Source organism: Jeotgalibacillus sp. R-1-5s-1, assembly GCF_004405105.1.
Lineage (GTDB): Bacteria > Bacillota > Bacilli > Bacillales > Jeotgalibacillaceae > Jeotgalibacillus.
Window position 1 is genome coordinate 36,436 of the sequence record NZ_SORW01000005.1, and the last position, 12,078, is coordinate 48,513.

General features: G+C 42.1%; 13 protein-coding genes. 10 read left to right on the forward strand and 3 right to left on the reverse strand.

Going from position 1 to position 12,078, the window contains the following annotated elements; genetic code table 11:
* Positions 1 to 67 precede the first annotated feature (67 nt).
* Together E2491_RS03395 and E2491_RS03400 are read left to right on the forward strand one after the other, a co-directional pair.
* Positions 68 to 514 (forward strand): DUF4385 domain-containing protein, encoded by a 447-nt coding sequence (locus E2491_RS03395; protein WP_134372673.1) that lies wholly within the window; start codon positions 68 to 70, stop codon positions 512 to 514.
* A 112-nt stretch (positions 515 to 626) separates the two neighbouring features.
* Positions 627 to 1,508 (forward strand): EAL domain-containing protein, encoded by an 882-nt coding sequence (locus E2491_RS03400; RefSeq protein WP_134372676.1) that lies wholly within the window; start codon positions 627 to 629, stop codon positions 1,506 to 1,508.
* A gap of 78 nt (positions 1,509 to 1,586) precedes the next feature.
* Here E2491_RS03400 and E2491_RS03405 read toward each other — a convergent pair whose 3' ends face one another.
* A complete protein-coding gene (locus tag E2491_RS03405) occupies positions 1,587 to 1,931 on the reverse strand; it encodes a DUF3307 domain-containing protein (protein WP_134372679.1) in 345 nt (114 codons plus the stop codon).
* Positions 1,932 to 2,049: 118 nt separating this feature from the next.
* On the opposite strand from E2491_RS03405, the gene E2491_RS03410 reads away from it, so the two are divergent.
* Genes E2491_RS03410 through E2491_RS03425 form a run of 4 tightly spaced genes read left to right on the forward strand, consistent with a single transcriptional unit; the run spans position 2,050 to position 8,611 of the window.
* The gene (locus tag E2491_RS03410; RefSeq protein WP_208528027.1) at positions 2,050 to 3,180 is read left to right on the forward strand and encodes an HD domain-containing phosphohydrolase; all 1,131 of its coding nucleotides are present in this window, start codon (positions 2,050 to 2,052) and stop codon (positions 3,178 to 3,180) included.
* A 19-nt stretch (positions 3,181 to 3,199) separates the two neighbouring features.
* Positions 3,200 to 5,059 carry an adenylate/guanylate cyclase domain-containing protein gene (locus E2491_RS03415; protein WP_134372682.1) on the forward strand — a complete coding sequence of 620 codons (1,860 nt, stop codon included), beginning with the start codon at positions 3,200 to 3,202 and terminating at the stop codon, positions 5,057 to 5,059.
* 14 nt (positions 5,060 to 5,073) lie between these two features.
* Entirely contained in the window at positions 5,074 to 5,439 is a 366-nt protein-coding gene (locus E2491_RS03420) for a response regulator transcription factor (protein WP_134372685.1), read from the forward strand.
* Positions 5,429 to 8,611: an ATP-binding protein gene (locus E2491_RS03425; protein WP_134372688.1), complete on the forward strand. Its 3,183-nt coding sequence runs from the start codon at positions 5,429 to 5,431 to the stop codon at positions 8,609 to 8,611. Before E2491_RS03420 ends, E2491_RS03425 begins: the two co-directional genes overlap by 11 nt.
* A 127-nt stretch (positions 8,612 to 8,738) precedes the next feature.
* On the opposite strand, the gene E2491_RS03430 is transcribed toward E2491_RS03425, so the two are convergent.
* Positions 8,739 to 9,152 carry a GNAT family N-acetyltransferase gene (locus E2491_RS03430; protein WP_134372785.1) on the reverse strand — a complete coding sequence of 138 codons (414 nt, stop codon included), beginning with the start codon at positions 9,150 to 9,152 and terminating at the stop codon, positions 8,739 to 8,741.
* A 225-nt stretch (positions 9,153 to 9,377) separates the two neighbouring features.
* Between E2491_RS03430 and E2491_RS03435 the strand changes: the two genes are divergently transcribed.
* On the forward strand, positions 9,378 to 10,337 hold the full coding sequence (locus E2491_RS03435) for a Gfo/Idh/MocA family protein (RefSeq protein ID WP_134372691.1): 960 nt from the start codon (positions 9,378 to 9,380) through the stop codon (positions 10,335 to 10,337).
* An 11-nt stretch (positions 10,338 to 10,348) separates the two neighbouring features.
* Entirely contained in the window at positions 10,349 to 10,906 is a 558-nt protein-coding gene (locus tag E2491_RS03440; protein ID WP_134372694.1) for a GNAT family N-acetyltransferase, read from the forward strand.
* On the opposite strand, the gene E2491_RS03445 is transcribed toward E2491_RS03440, so the two are convergent.
* A complete protein-coding gene (locus tag E2491_RS03445) occupies positions 10,903 to 11,265 on the reverse strand; it encodes a hypothetical protein (RefSeq protein ID WP_134372697.1) in 363 nt (120 codons plus the stop codon). The genes E2491_RS03440 and E2491_RS03445 overlap by 4 nt on opposite strands.
* A gap of 117 nt (positions 11,266 to 11,382) precedes the next feature.
* Between E2491_RS03445 and E2491_RS03450 the strand changes: the two genes are divergently transcribed.
* Together E2491_RS03450 and E2491_RS03455 are read left to right on the forward strand one after the other, a co-directional pair.
* A complete protein-coding gene (locus tag E2491_RS03450; protein ID WP_208528028.1) occupies positions 11,383 to 11,754 on the forward strand; it encodes a sulfurtransferase in 372 nt (123 codons plus the stop codon).
* Between the two features lies 1 nt (position 11,755).
* Positions 11,756 to 12,043: a rhodanese-like domain-containing protein gene (locus E2491_RS03455; protein WP_134372700.1), complete on the forward strand. Its 288-nt coding sequence runs from the start codon at positions 11,756 to 11,758 to the stop codon at positions 12,041 to 12,043.
* The last annotated feature ends 35 nt before the right edge of the window (positions 12,044 to 12,078 follow it).

Genomic DNA, 12,078 nt, shown 5'->3' on the forward strand with positions numbered 1-12,078 from the left:
CTGCCGGCAGTCTTTTTTTGTTTCCGGATATTGAAAGTGGGAAAAGAGAAGCAAGGAGGTTGATCGTATGCCATTTGATTATGACCTGGATTTCGATTCAATTGATTTTCGTGAACATCCTGAGCTATACAGAGTAGGGCGAGGGGAGCAGGGAGTTTTATTAGTGGAGCCCTATAAAGGTGAAATACTGCCGCACTGGCGTTTTAAATCACCGGAGGAGGCAAAAAAATCATCAGAAAAGATTTATGAAATGTTTTTAACCTATAAGAAAGAAGATGATTTTGTCGGTATGGATATGGCGAGGAAATTTATCCAGATGGGATATACGAGAGCCAGACGTTATGCCAATTACAAAGGTGGCAGAAAATACGACAAGAGCGGAGAAATAAATGAACGAGAAATAGATCATGAAAAAGCCCAGTCCGCCTCAATCTTTGAAGAAAAGTGGAAAATCGTAAGAGAAGATGAGGAATATCTGGAGAAAAAGAAACACCATCAAAAGAAGTACGGATAGCACGAATAAAGAACTAAAAATATTTATAAAATTCTGAAAAATAGTGCAGAGGTCTATATAAATGCGTTATAATGAAAGTATTACAGCATGGCGTTGAAGGGAATGAGCCCGAATGAATGTCGCTTACATGCAGCCAAAGGTGAAAAATCTGTCATCTCAAAAGAAAATTACGTTATTTCCCCTTGCTCCTGAAGAAGGTCAAACAGGTGATCAGGATATATTGTCTAGGCTGAAGCTGTCCTTTAGTGAAGAAATCCGGAGAGCCATACGCAATAACGAATTTAAACTGTATTACCAGCCACAGTTCCATGTCGAATCCGGCGCATTAGCAGGCGCGGAGGCATTTATTCGATGGCATCATCCGGACCGCGGGATCCTTTTTCCTGAGAATTTTATTTCACAGGCGGAATATTCAGGTCAGATCATGGACGTTGGACGATGGGGACTTCATGAACTTTTTCATCAGCAGGCAAAGTGGAAAGACCAGGGGGCGGAACTGATCAACATCGCTACGAATATTTCAGGGATTCAATTTGTGAATCGCTCTCTGATCAGTGAAGTCAGCCATTTTCTTGAAGTTTATAAAATAGATCCTGCATTCATCTCCATTGAACTTACAGAGCGTCTAGAAGTCGACCTGGATGTTTGGACACGTCAAGTTACAGACTTGAAGAACCTTGGTATAAAAATTTCACTCGATGATTTCGGTACCGGATACAATACATTTCCCCAGCTGATTAACGTGTCGGTTGATTTTGTAAAAATTGATCGGCGTTTTATTCAGCAGATGACGACCTCAGAAAGAGCGGCATCTGTTGTAGAATCTCTCATAAAGCTTTCAGGATCTCTAGGGTGTACGGCTATAGCAGAAGGAGTGGAGAGTGCTGGCCAGCTCGAGAAAATTAAACAATTCGGGGGCAGAGTGACACAGGGCTTTTATCATGAAGCTGCTTTACCCGCAGATGAATTTTTTTCAAAATACCTTTCGAAATAAAATAACTGTCCCGATAAAAAGATTAAGAGGAGAAAATCTCCTGGTTAATCTTTTCGTTCGGGACAGTTTTTTTAATCCTTACAAATATAAAGCTGCAGCCAGAATGATGAGATGAAAAATCTGGTCCACTACGATCGTTAACCATTTGTCAGGTCCTGCAGGTGTCTGCATAACTTTCTTGACCCACCATTTAACAAACTGCTGCCGGTCAAGGATAACATGGGTAATAAAAATAAATAAAATGGCGATCACAGACAGTCCGTCGAAGGCGATCCAGCTGATTAGAGCGACGATTAAAGTGTATACCGCACAGTGAACAAGGAGTGGAATCCACTTTGACGCTTTATTAGCAGCCATCCAGCCTGTCTGAAATAGAAAGTCACCAATCAAGTGAGAAAGAAAAAGCCATGAAAAAGGAGTCATATTTCACCTCGAATCATTCTTTAGACCTAACATAATATGATAGAATTACTATATCATATTTAATCCTAATAGATAGAGGGAGAATCGGATTAAATTTACATCGAAAGGGAGTGAGGGAATGGGGGTGAATCCTGTTTCAACTTCAGAAATGCCTGCAGAAACACTGCTTAAAATCATTTTTGATTACGCGTCAAAAATTGCACATGAAAATGACCTTGATACGCTCCATATCCTGATGGCGGATATGGGGAAAAAATTGACGATGGCAGACCGTTGTACATTGTGGATTGCAGATCCAGCCAATCAAAAGCTGTGGAGTAAAATTGCACACGGAATGAACCGTATTGAGATTCCGATCCATACAGGGCTCGTTGGTGCTGCCTATCAGAGTGGTGAGATCATTTCCATTAGTGATGCCTATGAGGACGAACGATTCAACCGGGAAGTAGACCGCAGCAGCGGTTATCGCACTAAATCTATTCTATGCATTCCCATTCGTAATATGGATCAGGAAGTGATTGGCGTCTATCAGGCTGTTAATAAACAAAGCTATCCACCCGTGTTTACTGAAAAAGATGAAACCTACCTTTCTCTTGCAGCGACGTATACCGGACAATCCATGGAAAAAGCCATTTTGTATTCAGAGCTGATCGAATCTCAAAAAGAAATTATTTATATGATGGGTACCATTGGCGAGAGCCGCTCAGCTGAGACAGGGAAGCATGTTAAAAGAGTAGCCAGTTATGCCTATATACTCGCTAAAGGAGCGGGCTTGTCTGAAGAAGAGGCAAGGTTGATCGAATTAGCCAGCCCTATGCATGATATTGGTAAAGTATCTATTCCGGATGCGATTTTAAACAAGCCTGGTAAGTTAACGGATGAAGAATTTGATGTCATGAAACAGCATACTGAAACAGGTCACAGGATTTTCAGAAATTCAAAAAGGAAAATCCTGCAGACGGCAGCGATTATTGCGAGGCAGCATCATGAGAAATGGGATGGAACGGGATATCCTGACGGCTTGAAAGGGAAAGACATTCATTTGTACGGACGCATTGTTGCTTTAGCAGATGTTTTTGATGCGCTTGGTACTAAGAGACCTTATAAGAGACCGTGGACGAACGATGAAATCACGGATCTTATCAGACGGGAAAAGGGTAAGCATTTCGATCCATTTATCGTTGAAGTATTTTTCGAAAACCTCCCTGAATTTATCCGCATTAGTGAACAGTATGCTGACAGCCCATAATTAGAGGAGATGATCTGTAATGAAGGAAAAGACATATGTGTTCAAGCGAACGTATCCAATCGAAAGGACAAAAGCGTGGGCGTTACTTTCAGACACAGAACAATTAAATCGACTATCAGGTCTTTTCCCCGTGGAGTTTTCAGATGCCGTTACGAGTGACAAGGAGCTTTTTCGATTCGCTAATGCAAAAGCTTTAGGGCTCGTTCCATTAAAGTGGAGAGAACACCCTTTTGAATGGGTAAAGGAACAGATTTATTCAGTTGAAAGACGATATGAGGGCGGCCCAATAAAGCTTCTAATTTGGGAGGTTGCGTTTAAAGACAGCAATGAAACACTGGAAAATGGACAGCCGGGAACCGAAATTACAGGAACGGCAAGATTTATACCTGCCAACCTTATCGGACATGCTGCGATTCCGACAGTTGGACTGAAATCCATTAAAGAAATCATGAAATATATTGATAAATATCTGGAAGCGAATCATACAGCCGGATTTGAAACGTTACCCTCACAATCCAATGTGAAAGTGGATCAGCAGAGAGTATCCCGTATTAGTGAAAAATTGAAATTTCTTCATCATGATCATCAGCAGATCAGCATCCTGCTGAATCACCTGTCAACAGCCGAAGATAATGAAGTGCTTCATATGCAGCCGTATGCTCTAGCAGACAGGTGGGGATTTTCACGGCAAGAATTCCTTGAATTATTTCTTCACAGTGTAAAAGAGGGTCTTTTAAATCAGGAATGGAGTCTGATGTGTCCGAATTGCCGCGTTCCTAAAAGTACCTCTTCGTCGATGAGGAATGTGAAAAACCAGGTTCACTGTGATTTATGCGGAGTGGATTATCAGCTTGATTTCGACCGCTATATTGAAATGAAGTTTTCCATTCATCCATCAGTCCGCAAGGCGGTGGATCAGGTTTACTGTATGACAGGGCCGGCTCGTTCTCCACATGTTCTTTCTCAAAAAAGAGTTTCCCCCGGGGATGAAACGGTCTTTTATTACCCGGCATTTACAGGACAGGTAAGGCTCAGACTGTTGAAGTCCAATCACGTTATCAAACATGATCTGGAAGCGGAAAGTCATAAAACGCTAAGTTATCAGAATCATGGATGGGAAACATCTGTCACATCATTAAATCGTAATGGCGGTTCGCTGATCATTCAAAACGGATCCGAAAATGAAATCATCGTATTGCTTGAGAATACGGAATGGGACGGTGCTGCTGTTACAGCTGCATCAGTAACTTCTCTGCAGCTATACCGGGATCTGTTTTCAAACGAAGTTCTTTCACCTGATCAACAGATCGGTATTGAATCATTGACTGTGTTATTCAGCGATTTGAAGGGATCAACTTCTCTTTATGAGGAAGTTGGCGATGCACCTGCTTATCATCAGGTTCATACTCACTTCAATTATTTGAAGGATAAAATTGCATCGGGGAATGGAACCATTGTTAAAACGATTGGTGACTCTGTCATGGCGGTTTTTTATAAAAAGGAAGATGCCTTTGAAACAGCATTATCCATACAGGACGGCATGAAGACATTTAACCGGGAGCAAAACAGTAAGATGACGATAAAATTGGGTTTATACTCAGGCCCGGTAATTGCGGTTAATGCTAATGAATTACTTGATTACTTTGGCCGGACAGTGAATATGGCTGCACGGATTCAGCAAAAAAGCATCGGTAATGATTTGCTGGTCGCTGCAACGGAATGGCAGGAATTAAAAGTGTCATCAACATCTTACACTTACAAAGAAGAATTGATTACCGAACGACTGTCAGGTATAGAGGATGAAGTGGAATTGGTCAGGTTGACGGAAATCCACCTTCCAGATTATGCGGAAATGGCTGCAGCATCCAGTGAACAATAAAGGGGAAATGAAGAATGAAAAAACTGCTCATTGCAGATGACGAAGATATTCTCAGAATGCTGATAGAGGACACGCTTGAGGATCTTGATGTGGAGATTTCAGAAGTGACCAACGGCAGGGAAGCATATGAACGTTTGAATGAAGAACCCTTTGATTATCTGATCCTTGATTACATGATGCCTGAAATGACAGGTTATGAAGTGCTGGAGAAGCTGTCAGAGGATATTAAAAAAACCGTAACGATCATTATGTTGACAGCCAAAACACAAAAAGAGGATCAGGAGGCACTGATGCAGGCCGGGGCTGATTATTTTATATCAAAACCGTTCAGTCCGGTTGAACTGGCTGATTTTATGGAGGGGCTGTTTAATGAACAATAACTCGATCAGAAAAAACTTTATGAACCTCACATATAAAATTCTGATCCCTGTTTTTGTTTTAGCTGCAGGACTGTTTATTTTCTTAAGTATTGAAAATCAGCAGATTGAAAATGATTATAAAGCGCTCCAACAAAAAAGTGATGTAATAGTAGAGCTTGAAGAGAGTGTTAGAGGTATTTTCTTTAGAGCGAGAGGCTATTATGCTTTTCAGCTTGATGTGGAAAGAGAGCAGCTGGATCAGGAAATACAGCGCTTTGGCGGGGCTATCGCTGCAGCGAAAGAGCTGCCTCTTGAACCGGATGAACGTCAGCTGATCAATGATCTGGATGCTTTTATGACACAGTATTTCAATGAACTGCTTCCGAACGCACTCGAGTTTGTGGAAAATGATGATTATGAAGGTTTGCAGGCATATTCAGCAAGTGGCGTAAATGTATCAGTAAATGAATTTTTAACATTTGCGGGAGATTTTCGTGACCGGAACAGAATGTTAACGCAGCAATCCATTGAGGAAACCATACAGCATAACATCATGACATTTTTGCTGTTTGGAGGATTAATGCTGTTGTTGATGATTATTTTATTCATCATGATGAGAACGATTCTGAAGTCTATCGTTCGTCCGGTTGAAAAGCTGACAGAAGCTTCTCTTGCAATACAGCAGGGAAGGGAATTTGAGCTTGATCCTGTTTTACAGGGTGCTCAGGGAGAAGTAGGTGTACTCGTAAAGGCTTTTGATAATATGAAATTGTCTATCTCTCATAAAGAAGATGAACTCAGTGCTCAGAATGAGGAGCTGACGGCACAACAATTGGCTCTTCATGAACAGCAGGACCAATTGAGGGATCAGCTCCGGCAAATTGAGGCAACCTCGCAGGCACTCGACAGAACGCTTATGGTAGTTACCGTCAATTCAAACCGTATCATTACGAAAGCCAACCGGATCATTTGTGAAAAACTCGGTTACTCCAGTGATGAACTGCAAGGGAAAACAACGAGAATCTTTCGCACAGGAAGCCGTCCGGATTCTTACTTTGAGCAAATGTGGCAGCAGTTGAATTTCGGCATGATTTTCAATGCTGACGTACAATTGCGCAAAAAAGATGGAGGCATTGTCTACGCAAATATGGCTATGGTTCCTTATTTGGATGAAACGGGCCATGCGTATGAATTTATCATGATTGCGCAGGATATTTCACATTCAAAGCTGGCTGAGGAAGAGTTGAACAGGACGCTTCAGATTACGAAAGAAACGAAGGAACAATTGGAGCTTTATAATGAGCTGAATCAGTCACTTGTAGCAACTTTTAATAAATATGAATTTCTGGATAACACGATAGCGTATTTAAACAGAATGTATGAGTTTGACCGCAGTATGCTCTATCTGGCGGACAGGAGTGTATATTCCGCTTACAATGTGACAACAGAGCGGATCAATGAAGTTTTAAAAGAACCCTTTGATTTTACCAATACCATTAAGGGGCTGACGATTCGTAAAAAGTTATCTCCATCTTATGACCAGACGCTGAATGATGTACCTGAGTATACCTACGAATTAAAGACTGTTGTAGCCAACAACGAAGGAAAAACGCTGGCAGTTTTCAGGGCGGAACGTGCGGGTAATTCATTTTCAGAGAAAGAGTGCGAAGAGCTGACAGGTATTTTTAACAGAATCTCGATTGCGTTTGACAGGATTCTTGCGTACGAGGAAATTGAATATTCCCGTAAACTGAATCAGGAGATTCTAGATAATATGACAGAAGGATTGCAGCTTGTAGACCGGGATGGCTGCATGATTCAGCATAACAAGCCTCTTTGTGACATGATGGGAGAACCTTATGAGAACAAGAAGGTGGATTGTGATGCCTGGCTTAATAAAATTACCGGAATGGCAGAAGAACCTGAAATGCTGCAGACGTTTTTTAAAACAGCTTTTTCAGAAGAAATTACGGGGGTAAAGACGATCCGTTACACAACAAATGAGGAGCACCCGAAAGTCATCGATATTTATGCGACGACTATTTTCAGGGGAACCAAGAGAGTCGGCACCATTTTTGTGTATCGTGATATCACCCGTGATTATGAAGTCGACCGGATGAAGTCAGAGCTTGTCAGCACAGTGAGTCACGAGCTGAGAACTCCTTTGTCAAGTGTGCTTGGATTTACAGAGCTGCTATTAACAAAAGAAGTAAAGCCTGAGAAACAGAAACGTTATATTCAAACGATTCATAAAGAAGCTCGGAGGCTGACAAACCTTATCAATGATTTTCTTGATTTGCAACGGATGGAGTCGGGCCGTCAGGAGTATCATATGGAGCAGGTTCAAATGAATGAGATCATCTTAAAAACGATCGAAAGTATTCAAATACCATCGTCTCATCATGTGATTTTTAACGACGAAGCTCCTTCAACTATTGTTAATGCAGATCAGGACAGACTGACACAGGTATTAACCAATCTGATCAGCAACGCGATTAAGTTTTCTCCGGATGGCGGAGATGTCATCATCAGAACAAAAAGCAGTCCTTCGGGATTAATGGTTTCGATTCAGGATCAGGGACTGGGTATCCCAAAGGATCAGCTTCAGGGGCTTTTCCAGAAGTTTAAACGGATTGATAATAGTGAAAGAAGAAAAATCGGTGGAACCGGCCTGGGTCTTGCCATTTGTAAAGAGATCATTAATCATCATGATGGGACCATCTGGGCAGAGTCGAGTGATGGTTCCGGTTCAACGTTCTCATTTGTTCTGCCTGTTGATCAGCAATCAGAAGCAGCGGCAACGGTGGAGCTGACTGATGATGGGCAGCAGGCACGCGTATTGATCCTGGAGGACGATATGAGTCTTGCGCTTCTTTTATCAGATGAACTCAAGTCAAACGGCTACTCAGTGGTTCATCACCTTGATCCGAAACGGGCGATCCATGATGTGAGAAATGGCAGGATTACGTCTGTGGTGGTTGACCTGTCTCTGAGTGGCGAGCTCGATGGCTGGGATGTCATTAAAGAGCTGAGAGAGGATCCGGCTACCTCGTCTATCCCTATTGTCATTTCATCAGCGCTGGATCGTGATTATGAAAAAATGAGAGAGTATAAGATTGAGCATTATCTTTTGAAGCCTTATCCTCCTGAAGTGCTTTCTGACATACTCAGAACGGAGGAGCGGGAGGACTGACCCGTTACCGGAGTGTGAAATAGTAAAGCCTTCTCCATATTTGATATGGGGAAGGCTTTTTGTCTTTAAGAGCGCATTTCTAACAGATTTTCCATCCCGTCACCTTACTTTACTGATCAGGAGGTTCTTAAAGCGTATTCCGTCCTGATTGAAACTCATAATTCCGCTTGATCATGCCCGTTGAACGCTTAAGGTCAAAAGCATCGTAATAATCCTGAAGCTCTTCATCACACATCAAATCAATCATATACAAATCATCCAGTTCATCCAGCATGCGTTTAACGAGCTCTTTTCCAATTCCCTGCTTTTTGTAGTCAGGCAGTACTTCTAATAGTGGAATATAAGCAGAGAGAATGCCATCACTGATTGCTGTGATAAAACCTGTTACCTGATTTGTCTCCTCTTCAATCGCAATCACTGTGCGATAGCTGTTTTGTAAAATCTGCAGGTGTTTCTCACGAGATGGAGGGTTTGGCCACCCGTCAAAAAAGCCCTCCAGCATAGCAGGTGTAATGCCTTCTGTTGATGTCTGGTAAAGCATGTTCATCAGTCCTCCTTCTTTCATGGACAGTCAGGTTAATGGTTTTTGACAGAGAAAAGTGCCGGTATCAGTATTAAACTTGATCTGGACGACTTCTCTTTAAAAATGAGATTCGACAAAAAGATATAAAATCCTTTTATGATAGTGAATATGCCTGATTGGCAAATGCCTGTTCCGTTTCGGGCTGTGGTCTGTCATAGTAAAAGAAAAAGGGGAGTGGATACAATGAAAACAGCCATGTTAAGCAGATGGCATGTACATGCCGACGATTATGTGAAGGAAGCACTGGCTCATCCTGAAATTGACGTTTGTGCTGTGTGGGACGAAGATGCTAAAAGAGGTCAGGAATGGGCAGATGAATTAGGTGTACCTTTTTATGAGAAACTGGACGATCTTCTTAACCGCAGTGACATAGAAGCAGTAATTGTGGATACTCCTACTGTTATGCACAAAGAGGTGATCATTAAAGCGGCGAAAAAGAGAAAACACATCTTCTCAGAAAAAGTACTGGGACTTACAGTGAAAGAGTGTGAGGAGATTTTTCATGCTGTGGATGAAGCGGATGTTCATCTTATGCTTTCTCTGCCAAGGCTCTCAGCTGATTATTATTTGCTTGGTCAGCAGCTTGCTGATGAAGGAAAGCTCGGCAGACTGACCTCATTTCGATGCAGAGTGTCTCATAATGGGGCTGTTCCGACAGAGGAGAACCCGCAAGGATGGCTACCGGCTGCTTTCCTTAAAAAAGAAGAAACAGCAGGTGGCGCCATGATTGATCTTGGAGCACATCCTATTTATCTTGCCAACCGTTTTGGTGGAGAAGTAAAAGAAGTGAAGGCACTGTTTCACACGGTGTTTGACAGTGAGGTAGACGAGCTTGCCGCAGTTCTGGTGTCATATGACAGCGGATTAATTGCCGTGATCGAAACCGATTTTGTTTCAAGTGGACTGTTCCATCTGGAGCTTCGGGGGACGGAAGGGAATTATCTTGTAGAAGGTAAAAAGGCGCGTATGCAAAACGCTGAAACCGGTGGTGATTGGATAGAACCTGAGCTTCCAGCATCTGCATCAAGTGCAATGGAGCAGTGGGTCAACCAGGTTAAAAGAGGTGCAGAGCCACTCATCACAAGAGAAGATATGCTCAGACTGACTGAAGTGAATGAGCGGGCTTACAGAGGAAGGGAATAGGAGGGAAGAATTTGGAACCGTTTTTTACAGAGAGATTGGTTATGAGACCTTATACGCTCAATGATTATGAGGAATACATCAGACAAATGGAGCGGAGGAAGCCTTCTCAGCATCAATATGATGAAGGTTACATAGACATGAAGGGCTTCACAAAGGAGATGTTTCAGGAAAAGCTTGATCGTTTCCAGCGATGGGCAGAAGACGACCACGTTTATGTGTGGGCTCTATTTAAGAAAGAAAATGGAGAATTAATTGGTCACACGGATCTGATGGTTTTGAGCAGGGGAGATACGCAATGGGGTGTCGCAGGTTATGCGCTTCACAACCAGTTCTGGGGGGAAGGATTTGGAACAGAAGCCCTCAAAGGACTCACAGACATTGCATTTGAAAGGCTGAAGCTTCATCGTCTTGAAGCCCAGATCAATCTAGATAATGGAGCTTCAATCAAAACAGCAAAACGATCAGGCTTTGAATATGAATGTGTCCGTAAAAACTTTCTTTTCGAAAACGGCTGCTGGACGGATCACGTCATTTATGTAAAAACAAAAACGGAAACGAGCGCAGTTTAAGCGTTCGTTTCCGTTTTTCTTTTGCGATTTCTTTTAAAATCCAGCCAGATCCCGATCACAATCGCAATCCACAAAAACGGCTGATCAATACTCAGCGGTGTTTCCGTCTCCCCGCCAATCAACTGAAGAAAAATAACCAGTGCTGCAAAATAAATCGTCACCGGCAGACCCGTCAGTTCGTCCCGCTTTGAAATAGCAGGATCAAATGTCACAATAGAAACGATTAGAAACAGGCCAAATAAAACAAACAAAAACGGTATGGAAAATGGCGTACTGCCTGGAAAGAAAAACATAACAAATACCAGTGTCAATGACGCCAGTGTAAGCAATGAACTAATACGGTTAATCCATAATTTCATGAAACAGCCTCCTCCTGTTCAGTATAGAAGAACGGGTCACAAAGTGTAAACAAATCTCTTGACTACATACCTCTAGGGGTATATATTAATTTTGTACAAACGAAAGGCGGGAAAGCAGTGGAACTGATTTTACTCTTATTGCTATTGTTCAGTATTTCATTTTACAGGCGATACGCACCAGTAAAGGGCGTAGAATGTGTACCCGAAGATCAGTTGGCTGAACCGGATCATCAAGTAATTGATCTGCGTGAATACAACGATCCTGACACACGTACTCAAACAACATTTCAACATATTCCTTACGCTTATTTAAAGCGTTTCTATAAAGAAATTCCCCAAAAAGAAATCCATGTCATCGCATCTGATGAAGTGGACCTGAAATTAGGCATCCGCTTTTTAAAAAGCAAAGGGTTTCAGGTGAAAAAAATGACGTTATTAATGCCTGCAAAGTCAGGTATATACAAACTGAAAAAGTGTGGAGGATATTAACATGAAAAACATTTCCCCGGCAGATGTAGAAAAAAACTATGCTGAACTAAACGTAATTGATGTGCGTGAAACAGATGAAGTCAAAACAGGTAAAATTCCCGGAGCCGTCAATATCCCACTCGGTTTGCTCGAATTCCGTAAACAGGAACTCGACAAATCAAAAGAGTACGTAGTCGTCTGTCACGCTGGTGGCCGCAGTGCACAAGCCACTCAATACATGGAGGACCAGGGCTATCAAGTAACAAACATGACCGGCGGCATGAACAACTGGCAGGGGCCGGTTGAATAATATCATTGATAAATCATTCGTATTTATTTTTTTAT